Raw genomic sequence first — 18,575 nt, forward strand, 5'->3', positions numbered from 1 at the left:
GAGCCATCGTGCGCTTGTGTCTTTCTGTGAGTGACTTTGATCGGTTCTCACTGACCATCGCACGATGGCTCACCAACGTCTACGACGAAGACAACCCGTCCGAATCCTCCACCAATCCAGGGGACGTCACCCCACGGCGGGGCCGCGCTCCATGGCCGGGCCGGATGACAGGGGTGGCATTCTGGGGAGAGCGCCGCCCCTTTTGTACGCATCGGCGAAACGCAATCTTCTCGGGGGGAAACACGAGCGCATTCCGTTCGTAGCCACACCGAAACAGGACGTCCGTCTACTGGAGTCATGACTCCCGGACCGGCTGCTGCGACACCCACCGCGACCCACGTCTCGACCCGCGTCGACATCGCGTTGCTCGGTGTCCGAAGCGATGCGCCGGTGCGGAGGGCGGGTGGTGCCGGACCCAGCGACGACGGGCACTTCATCGTAAACGGCGAGGGCGCCGCCATCCCCCTCAACCCGGCCAGCCCGTACGTCGTCACCTCCAGCGGGCGGTTGACCCTCGACGGCGCCGACCTCGGCTTCGACGTGGCGCCCGTCGTGCGACCCGCGTTCTACGACCTCGAGACGGCCGACGGCATCAATTACGAGAAGATCGCCAAGCTCCACGGCAAGAACGTGCTGGCGACCACCGTCGTGCAGACCTGCGTGCGCTACGACGAGAGCGAGCGGTGCCGGTTCTGCGCCATCGAGGCGTCGCTGGATGCCGGACTCACCATCGCCGTGAAGACCCCGGCGATGCTGGCCGAGGTCGCCGAGGCGGCCGTTCGACTCGACGGCATCACCAGCATGGTCATGACGACGGGGACGTCGAACGGCTGGGATCGTGGAGCGAAGCACCTCGCCCGGTGCGTCCGAGCCGTCAAGCGCGCGGTGCCAGACCTCGAGATCCAGGTGCAGTGCGAGCCGCCCGCGGATCTGCGGGCGATCACGGACCTGTACGAGGCCGGCGCGCGATCGATCGGCATCCACGTGGAGTCGATGGACGAGGATGTGCGCAGGCGCTGGATGCCCGGAAAGTCGCGCGTGAGCATGGACGAGTACCGCGCCGCGTGGCGCGAGGCCGTTCGTGTGTTCGGATTCAACCAGGTCTCGACGTACCTGCTGGTCGGGATGGGGGAGGACCCCGACGAGCTGGTGGAGGGCGCCCGGGAGCTCATCGAGATGGGCGTGTACCCGTTCGTCGTCCCGTTCCGCCCCCTCAAGGGAACCCTCGCCACCGATGTCGACAGGGTTCCGGCTCCCCACCGTTCCGTGCTTAACTCCGTCACCAGCCGCGTGGCCGCTATGCTGCAGGCGGCCGGCATGCGCGGTGAAGACCAGCGGGCGGGCTGCGTGGCCTGCGGTGCGTGCAGCGCGCTCAAGACGGCAGGCGCCTGACGTGCTCGACGTGCCGGTCATCACCGGGACTTCGCTTCGCACACGGGTCGACCGGGCGGCGTGGACGATCGAGCGCGCCACGCGGGGGCAGATCGAGGCCTACCGAGCGATCAGGCGCGACGTGTTCGTGGCGGAACAGGGCATCTTCGAGCGCGACGACACCGATCGCATCGACGAGGATCCACGGACGATCGTGCTGGTCTGCGTCGACTCCGGGGGCGCGGTCCTCGGGGGCGTGCGCCTCGCCCCGGCTGTCGAGGGCCGGGACATCGGGTGGTGGACCGGGAGCCGACTCGTGGTCCGACGTGACGCGCGGGGGTCGGCCGGTATCGGCTCGGCGCTCGTGCGCGAGGCGTGCGCCACCGCGCTCGCGAACGGCGTGCTGAGGTTCGAGGCGACGGTCCAGGAGCGCAACGCCCCGCTGTTCCGGCATCTCGGCTGGGAGCAATGGGGTACCACCGCCATCGGCGGCGCCGCCCACGTGCGGATGCGGTGGCCGATCGATCGCATCGAGCGACTTCTGCGGTCGACCAAGGGCGTCCTCGGCGATCTGCTCGGGGACCTTCGGGGCGACGACCCGCGCGCCCTCGGCGGACCGCGCTTCGTCGGCGACGACGGAGCGCCCCTGCCCGGCAGCGATGTCGTCGCGGCCTGCGACGCGATCCTTCCCGCCATGATCGAGAGGGATCCCGAATGGGCCGGCTGGTGCGCGGTGCTGGTCAACCTGAACGACCTCTCGGCGATGGGCGCGAAGCCGATCGGGCTGCTCGATGCCGTGGCGGCACCGACCGCCTCGTTCGCGCGGCGGATCCTGGGCGGGCTCCGCAGTGGCGCGGATGCCTGGGGCGTGCCGATCCTCGGCGGCCATACGCAGCTCGGGGTCGCCCCCGCGCTGTCGGTGACGGCAATGGGGCGCACGAAGCGGCCCGTGCCCGGCGGGGGCGGGCGGGCCGGCGACGACCTCAGCCTGACCGTGGACCTGCGCGGGCGTTGGCGGCGCGGTTTCGAGGGCAGGCAGTGGGACACGACGTCGGCGCGGACGCGAGCCGAGCTTCGTGAGCTCGGCGCCATCGTGCGACGTGCCCGTCCCGCGGCGGCGAAGGACGTGAGCATGGGCGGAATCGTCGGCAGCGCCGCGATGCTCGCCGAGGCATCCGGCACGGGCCTGTCGATCGACGTGGCGGCGATCCCCGCACCCGAAGATGTCGCCTTCGGCGACTGGATCACCTGTTTCCCCGGTTTCGGGATGCTCACGGCCGACCGTCCGGGTCGCTCGCGGGCCGCCTCGCCCCTCGCCGAGACCGCCGTCATCGGACGGCTCGACGACGACCCCGACGTCCGGCTGCGCTGGCCGGACGGAGTGACGACGATCGCCTGTCCGGCGCCCGCCACGGGCCTCGGAGCATCCGGTTCGTAACGCGACCTCATTCCGGATGAAACCACACCGAAACACCCACTTGGGAGTGTGAATGCACGTTCCCATCGGCTCCATCTTCCGCTCGACGCCCCCGTTCCATCCCGTGCTCCACCTCACGAAAGAGATGAACCATGCCTGAAGACATCGACGCCCAGATCGCCGAGAACATCGCCAAGTCGCTCGGCGAGATCCCGCACCCCTCGCTGCCGAAGGGCACGAACCTCTACGGATCGACCAAGATCTTCCCCGATTTCCAGGCCGAGGATGGCGAGACCTACTTCACGCTGATCCACGGCATCCCGCACGAGTCCTCGGTCAGCTTCGTCGCGATCCTCCAGGCGACCCGCGCGCTGCGCAAGGGCTTCGAGTCGGCGATCTACTTCTACGGCCCCGGCACGCTCGCCTGTACGGCCAATCGCGGCTTCCCCACGACGGGCGACGCCGGTTTCCCGGGCGAGCTCAACATGAACGGCTCGCTCGAGACCTTCATCAAGGAGGGCGGCACGGTCTACTGCTGCCGCTTCGGGATGGCGCTTCACGGCATGCGCGAAGAGGACCTCATCGAGGGCGTCATCCCCGCGCACCCCCTCGACGTCCAGGACGCCCTCATCTACTACGCGCGCAAGGGCGCGATCATCAACTCCACCTACAACCTCTAGGTCGATCCATGACACTCACCGTCGCGTCGGTCTCGGCGAACTTCACGCGGGACCTGGACCAGAACTACGCACTCATCGAGCAGCTGCTGCAGGATGCGCGCGCTCGGGGTGCGCGGCTCGTCGCCTTCCCCGAGGCGGCGATCGGGGGATACCTCTCGTCGCTGGGCAACCATGGAGACACGGTGCAGAACACCACGCGCTCGCTTCCCCCGGCCATCCGGCTGGACGGGCCCGAGATCCGCCGTGTGCAGGAACTCGCGGGCGACACGATCGTCACGATCGGGTTCTGCGAGCTCGACGACGACGGGTCGACCCGCTATAACGCGGCGGTCTGCCTCGACGGCGGGCAGATCTACGGGTCGTATCGCAAGGTGCATCAGCCTCTCGGCGAGAACATGTCGTACTCGGCGGGGTCCGAGTACACCGCGTTCGACACCCCGCTTGCGCGCATCGGGATGCAGATCTGCTATGACAAGGCCTTCCCCGAGGCGGCGCGGATGCTGGCGCTCGACGGCGCGGAGATCGTCGTGAGCATGTCGGCCTGGCCGGCGGCGCGGACGGCGACGGCCGAGAACCTGCAGGACGACCGCTGGACCTATCGGTTCAACCAGTTCGACATCGCTCGGGCGCTCGACAACCAGGTCTTCTGGATGGCGTCGAACCAGTCCGGGACGTTCGGCTCGCTGCGCTATGTCGGCAACGCCAAGGTGGTCGATCCGGGCGGCAACATCCTCGCGACCACGTTGCTCGGTGCCGGTCTCGCCGTCGCCGAGATCGACGTCGACGAGACGTTCCGGGCGATGCGCGGCGGCATGTTCCACCTGCGCGACAGGCGACCGGACGTCTACGGCCCGGTCACCTCGACCGAGAGCGCCAGCGCGACCCGGTGGACGGAGCTCGCGCATGCCTGAGATGACATTCGCCGTGCGCTGGCCCGACGGCCGCGAGAGCACCCACTACTCGCCGAGCCTGGTCATGCATGACTTCCTCACGGTGGGGGAGAGGTACCCGGTGTCGGACTTCGTCGGACGCACGAGCGAGGCGCTGGCCCTTGCCAGCGAGCGGGTGCGCGCCAAGTTCGGATTCGCATGCACCTCGGCGATGCAGTCGGAGCAGACGATCATGACGGCCGCCTCCTCGTACCCGGACGGTCACGTCGAGGTGGTCGCGATGGAACCGCCGCTGGACGGAGGGACCGCATGATCCCCGTCGACCTGAGCGACGGGGATCACTTCGATGCCGTGATCGTGGGCGGGGGTCAGGCGGGGCTCGCCCTCAGCTGGCATCTGGTCCAGCGGGGCATCCGCCACGTCGTCATCGAACGCGACACGGTCGTGCACGAGTGGCGCGACGGCCGCTGGGACAACTTCACCCTTGTGACGCCGAACTGGCATTGCGCGCTTCCCGGGTACGCCTATGACGGGCCGGAGCCCGACGGATTCATGACCCGCGACGAGGTGTACGCCTGGGCGCGGCGGTACGCGGACACCTTCCCGGCGCCGGTCGCCGAGCACACATCGGTCTCGCTCGTCGAGCGGCGCCCCGGCGGCGGCTTCCTCGTCCACACGAGCGCGGGCATGATCACGGCGGAGACCGTCACCTCGGCGACGGGCGGCTACCACCTGCCCGTCACCCCCGCCTGGTCGGACGACATCCCCGAGCACGTTTTCCAGCTGCACTCCCACGAGTACCGCAACGCCTCTCAGCTTCCCGACGGGCCCGTCCTCGTGGTGGGTTCGGGACAGTCCGGAACCCAGATCGCCGAGGACCTGCTGCTCGAGGGGCGTGACGTGCACCTGGCTCTGGGCCGCGCGCCGCGCGTCGCGAGGTTCTATCGCGGACGCGACTGCATGACCTGGCTCGCCGACATGGGCGTCTACGACGTGCCCGTCTCCACGCGGGGGCTGGCCAAACGCGAGTCGACCAACCACTACGTCACGGGTCGCGACGGGGGACGCGACATCGACCTTCGCGAGTTCGCTCTGCGGGGGATGGCGCTCTACGGCCGGGCGATCGGGATGTCGGGCGGAGACTTCCTCTTCGACGACACCCTGGCCGACAACCTCGACTACGCGGACTCCGTCGCCGAGTCGATCAAGAACGACATCGACCGCTACATCGAACGCGAGCGGATCGATGCGCCGCACGAAGACCGATATGAGGCCGTCTGGCGCCCCGAGGACGTTCCGGCGAGGCTCCCCGCACGGGATGTCTCGTCGGTCGTCTGGTCGATCGGCTTCCGCGCGGACTGGTCGTGGCTCGGCAGCCTCGACGTGCTGGATCACGAGGGGCATCCCGCCCACTCGAGAGGTGCGACGAACGTGCCCGGGTTCCAGTTCATCGGGCTGCCGTGGATGCACACCTGGGGATCCGGACGATTCCATGCCATCGCGCGCGACGCCGAGCACGTCGCGGGACTCGTCGCCGAGGGAGCGGAGCGGCGCATCCCCGTCGCCTGAGGCGCCCGGATATCGCGCTATACCCTGAGGAAATGGTCACGGTCACGATGGCGGGGGTCGCAGCGCACTTCGGGCGAGACGTGGATCGGACCCTCGCCAAACTGCCCGGGATCATCGCTCACGCGCGGGAGAGGGGCGTCGATCTGCTCGTCCTGCCGGACGCGACGATCGGCGGGTATCTGTTCGACCTGCAGCATCCCTCCGACGAGGGCGACAGCGCGCCCCGCTCGGTCGACCTGGATGGGCCGGAGATCGCCGCGGTCATCGCGCTCGCCGGCGGCATGACCGTCTGCTTCGGCGTCGCCGAGCGTGCGCGCGCCGAAGGTGCGGAGGTTCGCTACAACACGGCCGTGTGCGTGACGGGCGACGGCATCCTCGGAACCCATCGGAAGGTGCACCTGCCGCTCGGCGAATCCGACGTCTATCGCGCGGGTGACGCGTTCTCGGCCTTCGACACCCCGGTCGGCCGCCTGGGAATGATGATCGACTTCGACAAGACATTCCCGGAATCGGCGCGGTCGCTGGCGCTGGGCGGGGCCGAGATCCTCGCGTGCCTGAGCGCGTGGCCGGCGAGCGTGACCGACCGCTCCGACCGCATCCGCAACGACCGTCAGGCCCATCTGTTCGACCTGTACGACTGCGCGCGGGCGGCGGAGAACCAGGTGTATCTCGTCTCGTCCAACCAGACCGGCGTCATGGGCGGGCTGCGCTTCCTCGGGCAGGCGAAGATCGTCGATCCCGCGGGAGAGATCATCGCCAAGACCTGGGCCAAGGGCGGGCTCGCGATCGCGGAGGCCGATGTGAGGGCGTCCCGGGCCCGGGCGCGCCGGAGCCTGAACCACATCGAGCAGCGCGCCGAGCACGCGTACCGATTCACCCTGTCGTGAGCCGGAGCCGCTGCCGCGGAGGAGGAGTCGTGTGAAGATCGCACAGGTCACGTACTCGACGAGGCCGCGCGGCGGCGTCGTCCATACGCTCGCCCTGTCGGAGGCGCTCGCTGCGCAGGGGCACGAGGTCGAGATCTGGACGCTCGGTCGGGGCGACGACACCGCCTTCTTCCGCGACGTCGATCCGGCCGTCGCCGTTCGCGTCGTCCCCTTCGAAGCGCGCGAGGGGGAGGGCGTCGGCGATCGGATCGAGCGGTCCATCACCACGATGGCGTCGGCTTTCTCGACCGACGCGGACGTGGTGCACGCGCAGGACTGCATCTCGGCGAACGCCGTCATCTCCGCCGGTCACGCCTGCGTACGCACGATCCATCACCTCGACGCCTTCACGACGCCGCGCCTGATCGAGTGCCACGAGACGGCGATCCACCGGCCCGCGGGGCGTGTCTGCGTGTCTCGGGCGGTCGCCGCGGAGGTCGAGGCGGAATACGGATACACCCCGACCGTGATCCCGAACGGCGTCGACGCCGATCGCTTCGCGGCCGCCGCCGGGCCCGCCGGCGACGCCCAGCGCACCCGGTGGCGCTCGCGGCTCGGCGACTACGTGCTCGCGCTCGGCGGGATCGAGCAGCGCAAGGGCTCGATCGATCTGCTCGAGGCGTTCGCCGCGGTCCGTGCCGAGCATCCGGATCTGCGGCTGGTGTTCGGGGGCGGCGAGACGCTGTTCGACTACCGGCCCTACCGCGAAGAGTTCGATCGGCGGGCGGACGAACTGCACATCCAGCCGACGGTTCTCGGCGCGGTGCCCGATGACGACCTTCCCGCTCTCGTCGCCGCGGCGACGACGCTCGGCTTCGTCTCGACGAAGGAGGGCTTCGGGCTCGCCGCGATGGAGGCGCTCGCCGCGGGGGTGCCCGTCGTCGCGAGGGACCTTCCCGTCCTCCGCGAGGTATTCGGAGGGGCCGTCCTCTACGCGTCGGATGTCCCGGGCATCGCCGAGGCCCTGAGCGCCTCGATCGACCCGCTCTCGCGCGCCGATCCCGCCGACGGGCAGCGCCTGGCGCGCTCCTACAGCTGGAGCGCCGCCGCCCGGGCTCACGACCACTTCTACCGCTCGTTCCTCGCACGCGGGGGCGGATGATGCGACAGTCGATCTCCTCGATCATCGCCGACAGGGCGCGCGCCGCGCCGAACGATGTCGTCGTCATCGACGAGCGCGGCGGGCTCACGGCATCCGACCTCGATGAGTCGGCGACGCGTCTGGCGCACGCCCTGCGCGGTCGTGGTGTGGAGACGGATGACCTCGTGACGATCTCGCTGCCCAACGGTCGCGATTTCGTCATCGCCACCGTCGCCGTCTGGAAGGCGGGTGCGACCCCACAGCCCGTGGCGACGAGGCTCACGGATGCAGAGCGCGCCGCCGTCGAGGAGGTGTCCGGGCCGGCCGCCGCGATCGGTCTTCGCCCCCAGGACCGGTCGACCCCGTGGTTCGTCTCGGTCGATGCGCCCGCCGTGGCCGAGCCGCTCCCGGACCTGGCGGCGTCGTCCTGGAAGGCGCCCACGACATCCGGGTCGACCGGTCGCCCCAAAGTGGTCAAGGCGAACGCCCCGGCGCTGCTGGACCCGACCACGCCCGTCGCCGCCTTCCTGCCCTTGCGCGCGACGCAGCTGGTGGCGGGGCCGATGACGCACTCGGCGACGTTCACGTACGCCTTCCGGGGCCTTCTCACGGGCCATCGCCTCGTCATCCTGCCGCGCTTCGACGAACGAGGGTGGCTCGACGCGGTCGAAGAGCACGCCGTCACGTGGGGCCTCATCGTGCCGACGATGATGCATCGGCTGCTCCGTCTGCCCGAGGCCGAGCGTCATCCCGATCGTGTGCGCAGCATCGAGTCGCTGCTGCACATGGGAGCCCCGTGCTCGATCCCGCTCAAGCGCGCGTTCGTCGAGTGGGTCGGCGCGGAGCGGGTCGTCGAGGTGTACGCCGGATCCGAGTCGAACGGGCTGACGATGATCGGCGGCGACGAATGGCTCACCCGCGAGGGCAGCGTCGGAAGGGCCGTCGGTGGAACCGAGATCCGGATCCGTGCCGCGGACGGCGAGCCCGCGCCGATCGGGACGATCGGGACGGTGTGGATGCGTCGAGGCCCGCGGCCCGCCTACGAATACGTCGGCGCGACCTCCCGCAGGGACTCCGAAGGGTGGGACACGCTCGGTGACGTCGGCAGGCTGGACGACGACGGCTACCTCTACCTCCTCGATCGCCTGGACGATGTCATCAACCGCGGCGGGGAGAAGATCTATCCCGTCGAGATCGAGCGCGTGTTGGAGCAGCATCCCGCCGTTCGCGGTGCGCTCGCCTTCGGGCTGCCGGATCCCGCTCTCGGCGAGCGCGTCGCGGCCGTCGCGGACGTCGCCGGCGCGCAGATCGGCGCGGACGAGCTGCTGGCATGGTCGAGGGAGCGGCTCGGAGCGCGGGCGCCCGCCTCGATCGTCGTGGTCGATGAGCCCGTGCGCGATGATGCGGGCAAAGCGTCTCGTCGTCGGTGGGCGCAACGAGCCGCGCGATCATGACGCCCGGGCGCGACGTACCGTACGCGTGGCGGAATAGGACACCGCATCCGGTCGTTGTGGCTCACCCGGACCGTCATCCGCGGTCCGGCCCCTCGAAAGGACGCACCCGTGGACCTGTTCTCCCCGCTCACCCTCGGTGATCTCGATCTCCCCAACCGGGTGATCATGGCCCCCCTCACCCGTATGCGAGCGGACGCGGAAGGTGTCCCCGGTGCGCTGATCGCCGAGCACTACGCCCAGCGCGCGAGCCTCGGCATGATCATCTCAGAGGGCGTGTACCCGAGCCACGAGTCGCGTGCCTACCCCGGCCAGCCGGGGATCGTCACCGACGAGCAGGCTGCGGGATGGCGTAGCGTCGCAGACGCGGTGCACGCCGAGGGCGGGCGGATCGTGATGCAGCTCATGCACGGCGGCCGCGTCTCCCACACCGACATCACGGGAACCGACCGCATCGTCGCTCCCAGCGCGGTCGCGATCGACGGCGACGTGCACACCCCCGGCGGGAAGAAGCCCTTCCCCGTTCCCCACGCCCTCTCGACCGAAGAGCTCGCGCAGGTGAGAGACGAGTTCGTCGCCGCGGCGCGGCGCGCGATCGATGCCGGTCTCGACGGCGTCGAGGTGCACGGCGCGAACGGCTACCTCCTCCACCAGTTCCTCTCGCCGGTCTCCAACCAGCGCACCGACGCCTACGGCGGGTCCCCGGAGGGACGCGCCGCGTTCGTGATCGAGGTCACGACGGCGATCGCCGAGGCGGTGGGTGCGGGACGCGTCGGCATCCGCCTCTCCCCGGCGCACAACATCCAGGATGTCGCCGAGACGGACGAGGCGGACGTCCGCGCCACCTACACGGCGCTCGTGGAGGGCATCGCGCCCCTCGGCCTCGCCTACCTCAGCGTGCTGCACGCCGAGCCCGAGGGGGAGCTGGTGCAGGGCCTGCGCGCGCGCTTCGGCGGCGCGTTCGTCGCCAACAGCGGATTCGGGCGCCTGACCACGAAGGAGGAGGCGGTCGACATCGTCGCGCGGGGCAAGGCCGATGCCGTCGCCGTGGGTCGCCTCGCGCTCGCCAATCCCGACCTCGTCGAGCGGTGGGTGGGAGGCCACCCCGAGAACGAGCCGGACCCCGCCACGTTCTACGCGCAAGGCGCCGTCGGCTACACCGACTACCCGCGCCTGAGCGCCTAGAACGGTCGGCCGTTGCCGGGTGGCACTCACACGCCACCGCGCCACCCTCGTGACCGGCTTCCTCGGCGGGGTCGAGGTGGGCGTCGGCGTGCTCGCCTACATCGGCGTCCTGCACGCCACGGGTGACCAGCTGCTGGCGGGCCTCGCGTTCAGCGTCGGTCTCATCGCCCTCCTGCTCGCGCACGGCGAGCTCTTCACCGAGAACTTCCTCATGCCGATCGCGGCGCTCGTCGCGCGAGAGGAGACTGCGCTCCAGCTCGCGAAGCTGTGGGGCGGCACGCTCGTGGCCAATCTGCTCGGCGGCTGGGTGATCACCACTCGATCCTCGACTCGCTCTTCGCTTTCGGCGCGATCTTGAGCGGAGCCCCCATCACCTATCTGAACTGGCTGCTGTGGTTCCTTCCGGTGCTGGCGCTGAACCTGATCGGGGGGCTCGTGCTCGTGACCGGCCCTCGTCACCATCCGTGCGTGTTGAACCAGGCGGCGCGGCCGGATGCCTCGGCATCCGTCTCGGCGCCCCGGAAGGCGTCGTGCGTGGCGAGGCGCGCGTCTCGGGTGAGTGCCACGAAACCGGTGCAGACGGGGCACAGAGCCCGTCCGCCGGGAAAGCCGCCGGGGAGTGCCGACGCCGGCTCCGCGGGAATGCGCGAGCCGTCGCAACGAGGGGGATCGGCGTCGCGGTCCGCCCACATGGCGCCCGTCCCGCGGCGGTTGTGCAGCCCCGCGTGGCCGGGAGGTCGGCTGCAGATCACGCCCCCACGCCGGCTGAAGCACCAGATCCGCGGCGAATCCGTCATCTGACCACCGTAAGGGCCGCCCGGAGGACGCGGCCCTTCTTCCCCACGGCGTGCGTACGATGGATCCCATGAGCACCACGCCCGAGAACAGCAGCCCCCTTCAGGTCCTGACCCCCGTCACGGACGAGCAGAACCTCCTGAAGAACCAGGATGCCGCGCCCTCGTGCTGCGGCGGCGCCTGCTGCTCGAGCTGACACCCCTGCAGCCGCGAGGACGCGGCATCCGTGGGTCATGCGGTCCGGTCAGGCGTGCTGACCGGGGTGCTTGCCTTCGGCGATCTCCTCGATCACCTTCGCGTTGAAGGCGGGGAGGTCGTCCGGTGTCCGGCTCGTGACGAACCCCTGGTCGACGACCACTTCCTCGTCGACCCATTCGGCTCCGGCGTTGCGGAGGTCGGTCTTCAGGCTCGGGTAGCTCGTCAGCGTGCGTCCCTTCACCACGCCGGCCTCGATGAGGGTCCACGCCGCGTGGCAGATCGCGGCGACGGGCTTGGACGCCTCGAAGAACGCCTTCGAGAACGCGACGGCCTTCTCGTCCATCCGCAGGTGGTCGGCGTTGACGACGCCGCCCGGCAGCACGAGCGCGTCGTAATCCGCCGCATCCGCGGCATCCGTCGTGAGGTCGACGGGCTGGGTGTGGCCGTTCTTGCCCTCGATCGAGCCGCCCTCCGGTGCGATCAGCACCGCCGTCGCACCGGCTGCCGTGACGGCCTCCCACGGGGAGGTCAGTTCGCTGTCTTCGTATCCGTCGGTCGCGACGAACGCGATCTTCTTTCCACTCAGATCGGTCATGACAACGACGTTACGCCGCCGCGGGGCCCGAGCGCCGGGGGTTGACAGCCGCCCCGAGCGCTCACTCGGTCGGGGCGGGCGCCTCGGGGGTCCGTGCGGCCGTAGTCGGCGTCGGTGCGCCGCCCCGGGTGGTCGCATCCGCGAACGCCTCGCCGACCGCGCGGCCCTGGATGATGGCCGTCAGATCGATCCCGGTCGCCGCGCGGACGGCCTCGAAGGAGGCGCGAAGGCCCGATGCCGACTCCGTCGCGAGGTGGCCGCTCGCCCCGTCGCCGCCCAGCACGGTGATCGAGCCGACCTTGTCGTAGCCCTTCGCGAACTCGGTCATCATGGGCACGAGCGCCTCGAGCGCGCGCTGCGCGAGCAGTGCCTCCTGGTTGTGCGAGAGCGCCTCGCCCTCGGCCCGGAGCGCGCCGGCACGCGCCTCACCGGCCAGGCGCACGGCCTCGGCGTCGGCCTCGGCCTTCAGGCGCACGGCCATCGCCTCCTGCTCGGCGATCTTCGCCCGGGCCTCGGCCGCCTTGACCTGTGCGTACGCGTCGGCATCGGCGTCCTTCTGTCGCTGGTACAGGTTCGCGTCGGCGACGCGGCTGACCTCGGACTCCAGCCGGGCCTGCGTGTTCTCGGCCTCCTGGATGAGCACGGCCTGCTGGCGCTCCGCCCGCGCCAGGGCCTCGGCCTGCTCGGCCTCGGCGTTGGCCCGGCCGACCTCGGCCTTCGCGGCCGCGCTGTTCTTGTCGAGCGCGGTCTGCTCGATCAGGTTGGCCTCGTCCGTCGCGATCTGGCGGGCGCGGATCTCGCGGTCGGCGTTGATCTTCGCCACTTCTGCATCGCGCTTGACCCGCTCGACCTCAGTCGCACCGAGCGCTGAGATGTAGCCGTTGCTGTCGGTGATGCCCTGGATCTGGAAGGAATCGAGGATCAGGCCCTGGGAGGAGAGGTCGCTCTTGATGCCCTCGGCGATCTGATCGGCGAGGCGCTGGCGGTCGCGCATGAGTTCTTCGACCGTCAGGGTCGCGACGACACCGCGCAGGGCGCCCTCGAGCTGCTCGGTCGTGAACTGCTCGATCGCGACGTCCTGCGACGCGAAGCGCTCCGCGGCGCGGCGCACGGACTCGGGGTCCGACCCGATCTTCACCAGTGCGACGCCGTTGACGTTCACCGTCACGCCGTTCGACGACTGCGCGGTGGGCTCCATCTTGATCTGGCGGGCCCGCAGCGAGATCATCTCCGCGCGCTGCGTGAGCGGGTTCACGATCGCACCGCCGCCCGTGATGACGGTGATGCGCGATGACTCGCCGTCCGCCCCGCGCTGCTTCTTGCCGACGATGACGAGGGCCTCGTCGGCGCGTGCCACGCGGTACCACGCCCGGATGAGGAACAGCAGGACGATGAGGGCGATGACCGCCACTCCCGCGCCGATCAGGACGAGCAATCCGATTCCGCCGAGCGCGGCAATGTCCATGGGGTTCCTCCATTGTGCGTCGCGCGCGGCGGCGCGTCGGTGTGCCGGGGGTTCCCCTCCAACCTAGCCCGCGGGCTCTACCGCTCCCTCCCCCGCGAGGGGGAGATGGGGCGGGATCGCGCGCGGGCGGGCGGGCGGCGAGGTGCGCAGGGTCAGTGCGCGACGGGCATGTCGGCCGAGTCGGCCGGCTTGCGGATGAAGAACGAGAACACCACCGTCGGCGTGGCGATGATCGCCGCCAGGACGAACGCGGCCTGGGTGCCGGCGGCCTCGCCGGTGACCTCGCTGCCGCCTCCCGCGACGATGCCGGCCGCAATCCCCGACATGACGGTGATGAGCAGCGCGATGCCGGCGGCGCCGGCCACCTGCTGCACGGTCGAGACGATCGCGCTGCCGTGCGAGTAGAAGCGGCGCTCGAGCGAACCCAGCGAGGCCGTGAACAGCGGCGTGAACGACAGGGCCAGGCCGATCGAGAGCAGCGTCTGCGCGACGGCGATCACCCACACCGGGGTGGAGGCGCCGAGCGTCGTGTAGAACCACAGCAGGGCGCTCGCGATGATCGAACCCGGCACCAGGAGCACGCGCGGGCCGTGCTTGTCGTAGATGCGGCCGATAGTCGGGCCCAGGAGGCCCATCGCGAGCGCGCCGGGCAGCACGACGAGGCCGGTCTCGAGTGCCGAGACGCCGAGCACGCGCTGCATGTAGAGGGGCACGACGGTGATCGCGCCGAAGAAGGCCATCGAGATGAGCAGGAACTGCAGGACCGACAGCGAGAAGTTGAGCGACCGGAAGACGCGCAGGTCGAGCAGTGCGTCGTCGCGGCGCTGGAGGCGCAGCTGGCGCCAGACGAAGACGGCCAGGGACGCCACTCCCACGGAGAGTGCGATGACGAGGGCCGCCGTCGAAGCCGATGACGCGGCGGCTGCGTCGGCACCGCCGCCGTGGCTGGCCGCCCCGCCGATCTGGCTGAGTCCGAAGACCACACCGCCGAAGCCCAGCGCCGACAGGATCACCGAGAGGACGTCGAGCGGCGCCTCCTTGGTCTCCCCGACGTTGACCATCCAGCGGGCGCCCGCCACGAGGGCGACGAGCGCGATCGGGAGGACGAGCCCGAAGATCCAGCGCCATCCCACCGTGTCCAGCAGCACTCCCGAGACGGTCGGCCCGATCGCGGGCGCGAGGGAGATGACCACGCTGACGCGGCCCATCATGCGCCCGCGGGCGTGGGGCGGAACGAGATTCATGATCGTCGTCATGAGCAGCGGCATCATGATGGCCGTGCCGGACGCCTGTACGACGCGCGCCACGACGAGCATGGGGAACCCGGGGGAGAGGAACGCCAGCAGTGTGCCGAAGGAGAACAGCGAGATCGCGATGAGGAACGCGGCGCGCGTCGTGAGCCGCTGGAGAAGGAAGCCGGTGGTCGGGATGACCACGGCCATCGTGAGCATGAACGCCGTCGTCAGCCACTGCGCATCGAGGGCCGTGATGCCGAGATCGGTGATGAGGTGGGGAATCGCCACACCCATCGTCGTCTCGTTCAGGATGGCGACGAAGGCGGCCGCGAGCAGGAGCCAGATGACGCGATTCTCGCGGGCGGCGAGCACGCCGCCCTGCTGCCCGGATGCCGGGACCGTCGGTACGGGTGAGGTGCTGGTCGCGGACATCCTGGTCTCCTCAGGCTCGGGTCGGCATGCTCGAATGGCCACCCGAGGATGGCGATCACGGGCTGTAACGGTGCCGCCGCGCGCACCTATTCCCGCGCGGCCCGCTTTCGTCGATCGCGAGGCCACCCTAGACCCGGCCGGGGACACGCGCCGACGTCGATTTATGCATGTAATGTGACAACTAATGACCTCGATACCACCGTCTCACGCGCCCCGGTGCCGGCGCTCTCGCCTAGGCTCGGCCGCGTGAGCATCGGTCGCGGCGGGGGTGGGGGAAGCCTCACGCGCAACATCGATCCCGACGCGCTGCGGGCGCAGAATGCGCTCGCTCCGCACATCCCCGATCTCGGGCGTCGCATCGTCGCGCTGTTCGCGCCGTATCGTGCACGCCTTGCCGCGACCGCCGTCCTGGTCGTCGTCAGCGCGGCCATTGCGGTGGTGCCCGCTCTCCTGATCGAGCGCATCTTCGACTCGGCGCTGTTCCCGTCCGGCGGGGGCGGGCCCGACCTGGCCCTGCTGGCGGAGCTCGTGGGGCTCATGATCGTGCTGTTCGTGGCATCGGCGGGCCTGAACGTCGTGCAGACCTGGCTGACGTCATCCGTCGGCAACCGGGTGACGGGCGATCTGCGCGTGAAGCTCTTCTCGCATCTGCAGCGCATGGATCTGGCGTTCTTCACGCGCACCAAGACGGGGGTCATCCAGTCCCGGCTGCAGAACGATGTGGGCGGAGTGGCGGGGGTGCTCACCAACGCGATGACGAGCATCCTCGGCAACGTCGTCACGGTCGTCGCGTCCCTCGTGGCGATGGTGCTGATCGACTGGCGGCTCACGCTCATCGCCGTCGTGCTGCTGCCCGCGCTCGTGTGGGTGCAGCGCAAGGTGGGTCAGGTGCGCGCTCGCATCCAGGGCGAGACGCAGGAATCCCTCGCCCAGCTGAGCGCCATCACCCAGGAGACCCTGTCGGTCTCCGGCATCCTGCTCGCGAAGGCCTTCAATCGCCAGGAGTCGGAGACGCAGCGCTACACCCGGGAGACCGTGACGCAGGTGGGGCTGCAGGTGCGCCTCGCGATGACCGGTCAGTGGTTCTTCGGCCTCGTCAACGTGATCATGTCGTCGGTGCCCGCGATCATCTACCTCGTCGCGGGCTTCCTCCTCGTGGGCGGTTCCGACGACATCTCGGCGGGCGTCATCGTCGCCTTCACCACGGTGCAGGCACGGCTGCTCTTCCCGCTGATGGCCCTGCTTCGCGTCTCGCTCGAGCTGCAGACATCCAAGGCCCTCTTCGCCCGCATCTTCGAGTACCTCGACCTCACCCCGGCCATCCGCGACCGCGTCCCGGCGATGCCCGTCGAGAGCGCACCGGGCCCCCTCGGCAGCATCGACTTCGAGGACGTCGTGTTCCGCTACCCCGACGCCGCGCCCGATTCGCGGCCGACGCTCGACGGGGTCAGCTTCCGCGCCGAGCCGGGGCAGCACATCGCCTTCGTCGGCCCGAGCGGCGCCGGCAAGACCACCATCCTCTATCTCGCCCCGCGGCTGTACGAGGCGACCGCCGGCCGGGTGCTGTTCGCCGGCGAGGACGTGCGGGAGCTCGACCGCCACAGCGTCATCGATCACATCGGCATCGTCTCCCAGGAGACCTACCTCTTCCACGCCTCCGTGCGGGACAACCTGCGCTACGCCAGGCCGGACGCGACCGACGCCGAGCTCGAGGCGGCCTGCCGCTCCGCCAACATCCACCACGTCATCGAGAGCTTCGCCGACGGCTACGACACCATCGTGGGAGAGCGCGGCTACCGCCTCTCGGGGGGAGAGAAGCAGCGCATCGCGATCGCCCGGGTCCTGCTGAAGGACCCGCCGGTCCTGCTTCTCGACGAGGCGACGAGCGCCCTCGACACGGTGTCCGAGCGCGTCGTGCAGGAGGCGCTGGATGCCGCGGCCCGCGGTCGCACGACGCTCTCGATCGCCCACCGCCTCTCGACCGTGGTGGGAGCCGACGTCATCCACGTCGTCGAGGCGGGGCGCATCGTGGAGTCGGGGACGCACGCAGAGCTTCTCGCGGCCGGTGGTCTCTATGCCGCGCTCGCCGCGCAGCAGGTGCAGGCGTCCGCCGGGCTGGCGACGCAGGACTGACGCGGCTACGCGCGGGGCGCGACGGCGGCCACCGACGCGGCCACGGCGTCGGCGACGGCATCCAGCGGGGATTCCAGATCGCGGGGGAGCGTGAAGCGCACCGCCGTCTGGGCCACCGCGGGATCCGTGCCGATCGCCACGAGAACGTGCGAGGGCTCGTCGCTTCCGGCCGCGCACGCCGAGCCGCTGGAGGAGACCACGCCGCGTCGTTCGAGCTCCAGCAGCACCGCTTCGCCCGAGGTCCCGGCGAAGGTGAAGCTCGCCGTGCCCGGCAGGCGGTGCTCGGGGTGCCCCGTGAGGCGTGCCGAGGGGACCAGGCCGAGCACGCGCGCGATGAAGGCGTCCCGCAAGGCGGCGACCCGCGCGGCCCTCTGCTCGCGGTCGGTCTCCGCGGCCCGCAGGGCGGTCGCCAGCGCCACGGCGCCGGCGACGCTCTCGGTGCCGCTGCGGCGGCCCCGCTCCTGCCCGCCGCCGTGCAGGAGCGGCTCGAGCGGCACGCGGCCCCTGACCGCCAGCGCTCCCGTGCCCTTCGGCGCGCCCAGCTTGTGGCCCGCGATCGAGATGGCATCGATGCCGAGGTCTGCGGCGGAGAGATCGAGCCAGCCGGCGGCCTGCACCGCATCGATGTGGATCGGAACCGCGTGCGCACGGGCGACGGCGGCGAGGGCGGCGACATCCTGGACCGTGCCGATCTCGTTGTTCGCGTAGCCGATCGTCACGAGCGCTGTCATCTCGCGCAGCGCCTCGTCGAGATCGCCCGGATCGATGAGGCCGTACCGGTCGACGGGCAGCTCTGTGACGACGAACCCGTGCACCCGCTGGAGATACCGCACCGACTCCAGGACGGACTCGTGCTCGATCGGCGACGTCACGATATGTCCGGCGTCGCGTTGCAGCTGCGCCGCGATCGCGATCCCCTTGATCGCGAGGTTGTTCGACTCCGTCCCGCCCGAGGTGAAGACCACGTCGCCCCGACGCATCCCGAGCGCGCGGGAGACGACGCCGCGTGCGTCCGCGAGAGCGGCCGACGCGCGTTCGCCGACGGTGTGGTGGCTCGAGGGGTTGCCGAACTCGCTCGTGAGATACGGCATCATCGCCTCGAGCACATCCGGGCGCACGGGCGTCGTCGCCGCGTTGTCGAGGTAGAGCATC

Annotated in this window: 18 protein-coding genes; 13 read left to right on the plus strand and 5 right to left on the minus strand. The window is 70.3% G+C overall.

Annotation, left to right across the window (positions count from 1 at the left end; genetic code table 11):
- The first annotated feature begins 297 nt into the window (after positions 1 to 297).
- The 11 genes from RYJ27_RS03335 (at position 298) to RYJ27_RS03385 (ending at position 10,928) form a co-directional block, all read left to right on the plus strand.
- Positions 298 to 1,392, plus strand: coding sequence for an MSMEG_0568 family radical SAM protein (locus RYJ27_RS03335; protein ID WP_330171336.1), 1,095 nt, complete (start codon positions 298 to 300; stop codon positions 1,390 to 1,392).
- Between the two features lies 1 nt (position 1,393).
- A complete protein-coding gene (locus RYJ27_RS03340; RefSeq protein ID WP_330171337.1) occupies positions 1,394 to 2,809 on the plus strand; it encodes an MSMEG_0567/sll0787 family protein in 1,416 nt (471 codons plus the stop codon).
- Positions 2,810 to 2,940: 131 nt separating this feature from the next.
- Positions 2,941 to 3,468 (plus strand): MSMEG_0572/Sll0783 family nitrogen starvation response protein, encoded by a 528-nt coding sequence (locus tag RYJ27_RS03345; RefSeq protein ID WP_330171338.1) that lies wholly within the window; start codon positions 2,941 to 2,943, stop codon positions 3,466 to 3,468.
- An 8-nt stretch (positions 3,469 to 3,476) separates the two neighbouring features.
- Positions 3,477 to 4,379 (plus strand): carbon-nitrogen hydrolase family protein, encoded by a 903-nt coding sequence (locus RYJ27_RS03350; protein WP_330171339.1) that lies wholly within the window; start codon positions 3,477 to 3,479, stop codon positions 4,377 to 4,379.
- Positions 4,372 to 4,671 carry an MSMEG_0570 family nitrogen starvation response protein gene (locus tag RYJ27_RS03355; protein WP_330171340.1) on the plus strand — a complete coding sequence of 100 codons (300 nt, stop codon included), beginning with the start codon at positions 4,372 to 4,374 and terminating at the stop codon, positions 4,669 to 4,671. The genes RYJ27_RS03350 and RYJ27_RS03355 overlap by 8 nt, the downstream gene beginning before the upstream one ends.
- Positions 4,668 to 5,927, plus strand: coding sequence for an MSMEG_0569 family flavin-dependent oxidoreductase (locus RYJ27_RS03360; protein ID WP_330171341.1), 1,260 nt, complete (start codon positions 4,668 to 4,670; stop codon positions 5,925 to 5,927). The genes RYJ27_RS03355 and RYJ27_RS03360 overlap by 4 nt, the downstream gene beginning before the upstream one ends.
- Before the next feature lie 32 nt (positions 5,928 to 5,959).
- Entirely contained in the window at positions 5,960 to 6,814 is an 855-nt protein-coding gene (locus RYJ27_RS03365) for a carbon-nitrogen hydrolase family protein (protein ID WP_330171342.1), read from the plus strand.
- Between the two features lie 31 nt (positions 6,815 to 6,845).
- On the plus strand, positions 6,846 to 7,955 hold the full coding sequence (locus RYJ27_RS03370) for an MSMEG_0565 family glycosyltransferase (protein WP_330171343.1): 1,110 nt from the start codon (positions 6,846 to 6,848) through the stop codon (positions 7,953 to 7,955).
- Entirely contained in the window at positions 7,952 to 9,388 is a 1,437-nt protein-coding gene (locus RYJ27_RS03375; protein ID WP_330171344.1) for an AMP-binding protein, read from the plus strand. Before RYJ27_RS03370 ends, RYJ27_RS03375 begins: the two co-directional genes overlap by 4 nt.
- A 108-nt stretch (positions 9,389 to 9,496) precedes the next feature.
- Complete coding sequence (locus tag RYJ27_RS03380) at positions 9,497 to 10,570, plus strand: alkene reductase (protein ID WP_330171345.1); 1,074 nt, start codon at positions 9,497 to 9,499, stop codon at positions 10,568 to 10,570.
- A gap of 19 nt (positions 10,571 to 10,589) precedes the next feature.
- Positions 10,590 to 10,928, plus strand: coding sequence for a formate/nitrite transporter family protein (locus tag RYJ27_RS03385; RefSeq protein ID WP_330171346.1), 339 nt, complete (start codon positions 10,590 to 10,592; stop codon positions 10,926 to 10,928).
- Positions 10,929 to 11,025: 97 nt separating this feature from the next.
- Here the strand turns inward: RYJ27_RS03385 and RYJ27_RS03390 are convergent, their stop codons facing one another.
- The gene (locus tag RYJ27_RS03390; protein ID WP_330171347.1) at positions 11,026 to 11,367 is read right to left on the minus strand and encodes a hypothetical protein; all 342 of its coding nucleotides are present in this window, start codon (positions 11,365 to 11,367) and stop codon (positions 11,026 to 11,028) included.
- 68 nt (positions 11,368 to 11,435) lie between these two features.
- Between RYJ27_RS03390 and RYJ27_RS03395 the strand changes: the two genes are divergently transcribed.
- Positions 11,436 to 11,561, plus strand: coding sequence for a hypothetical protein (locus RYJ27_RS03395; RefSeq protein WP_330171348.1), 126 nt, complete (start codon positions 11,436 to 11,438; stop codon positions 11,559 to 11,561).
- Between the two features lie 48 nt (positions 11,562 to 11,609).
- On the opposite strand, the gene RYJ27_RS03400 is transcribed toward RYJ27_RS03395, so the two are convergent.
- The 3 genes from RYJ27_RS03400 to RYJ27_RS03410 form a co-directional block, all read right to left on the minus strand.
- A complete protein-coding gene (locus tag RYJ27_RS03400; RefSeq protein WP_330171349.1) occupies positions 11,610 to 12,158 on the minus strand; it encodes a type 1 glutamine amidotransferase domain-containing protein in 549 nt (182 codons plus the stop codon).
- A gap of 61 nt (positions 12,159 to 12,219) precedes the next feature.
- Positions 12,220 to 13,623: a flotillin family protein gene (locus RYJ27_RS03405; RefSeq protein ID WP_330171350.1), complete on the minus strand. Its 1,404-nt coding sequence runs from the start codon at positions 13,621 to 13,623 to the stop codon at positions 12,220 to 12,222.
- A 152-nt stretch (positions 13,624 to 13,775) separates the two neighbouring features.
- Positions 13,776 to 15,290: a DHA2 family efflux MFS transporter permease subunit gene (locus tag RYJ27_RS03410; RefSeq protein WP_330171351.1), complete on the minus strand. Its 1,515-nt coding sequence runs from the start codon at positions 15,288 to 15,290 to the stop codon at positions 13,776 to 13,778.
- 252 nt (positions 15,291 to 15,542) lie between these two features.
- Here RYJ27_RS03410 and RYJ27_RS03415 point away from each other — a divergent pair, with 252 nt between their 5' ends.
- Complete coding sequence (locus RYJ27_RS03415; protein WP_422732880.1) at positions 15,543 to 17,423, plus strand: ABC transporter ATP-binding protein; 1,881 nt, start codon at positions 15,543 to 15,545, stop codon at positions 17,421 to 17,423.
- 5 nt (positions 17,424 to 17,428) lie between these two features.
- Here RYJ27_RS03415 and RYJ27_RS03420 read toward each other — a convergent pair whose 3' ends face one another.
- Complete coding sequence (locus RYJ27_RS03420; protein ID WP_330171353.1) at positions 17,429 to 18,574, minus strand: cysteine desulfurase family protein; 1,146 nt, start codon at positions 18,572 to 18,574, stop codon at positions 17,429 to 17,431.
- Position 18,575: the final 1 nt, after the last annotated feature.

Origin of the sequence: Microbacterium limosum, from assembly GCF_036324365.1 — a bacterium.
Classification (GTDB): Bacteria; Actinomycetota; Actinomycetes; order Actinomycetales; family Microbacteriaceae; genus Microbacterium; species Microbacterium limosum.

What these genes read in the sequence shown, in the direction of transcription:
- RYJ27_RS03335 (WP_330171336.1), top strand. Translation starts at nt 298, where the DNA reads ATGACTCCCGGACCGGCTGCTGCGACACCCACCGCGACCCACGTCTCG.
- RYJ27_RS03345 (WP_330171338.1), top strand. Translation starts at nt 2,941, where the DNA reads ATGCCTGAAGACATCGACGCCCAGATCGCCGAGAACATCGCCAAGTCG.
- RYJ27_RS03350 (WP_330171339.1), top strand. Translation starts at nt 3,477, where the DNA reads ATGACACTCACCGTCGCGTCGGTCTCGGCGAACTTCACGCGGGACCTG.
- RYJ27_RS03355 (WP_330171340.1), top strand. Translation starts at nt 4,372, where the DNA reads ATGCCTGAGATGACATTCGCCGTGCGCTGGCCCGACGGCCGCGAGAGC.
- RYJ27_RS03360 (WP_330171341.1), top strand. Translation starts at nt 4,668, where the DNA reads ATGATCCCCGTCGACCTGAGCGACGGGGATCACTTCGATGCCGTGATC.
- RYJ27_RS03365 (WP_330171342.1), top strand. Translation starts at nt 5,960, where the DNA reads ATGGTCACGGTCACGATGGCGGGGGTCGCAGCGCACTTCGGGCGAGAC.
- RYJ27_RS03375 (WP_330171344.1), top strand. Translation starts at nt 7,952, where the DNA reads ATGATGCGACAGTCGATCTCCTCGATCATCGCCGACAGGGCGCGCGCC.
- RYJ27_RS03390 (WP_330171347.1), bottom strand. Translation starts at nt 11,367, where the DNA reads ATGACGGATTCGCCGCGGATCTGGTGCTTCAGCCGGCGTGGGGGCGTG.
- RYJ27_RS03395 (WP_330171348.1), top strand. Translation starts at nt 11,436, where the DNA reads ATGAGCACCACGCCCGAGAACAGCAGCCCCCTTCAGGTCCTGACCCCC.
- RYJ27_RS03400 (WP_330171349.1), bottom strand. Translation starts at nt 12,158, where the DNA reads ATGACCGATCTGAGTGGAAAGAAGATCGCGTTCGTCGCGACCGACGGA.
- RYJ27_RS03405 (WP_330171350.1), bottom strand. Translation starts at nt 13,623, where the DNA reads ATGGACATTGCCGCGCTCGGCGGAATCGGATTGCTCGTCCTGATCGGC.
- RYJ27_RS03410 (WP_330171351.1), bottom strand. Translation starts at nt 15,290, where the DNA reads ATGTCCGCGACCAGCACCTCACCCGTACCGACGGTCCCGGCATCCGGG.
- RYJ27_RS03420 (WP_330171353.1), bottom strand. Translation starts at nt 18,574, where the DNA reads ATGCTCTACCTCGACAACGCGGCGACGACGCCCGTGCGCCCGGATGTG.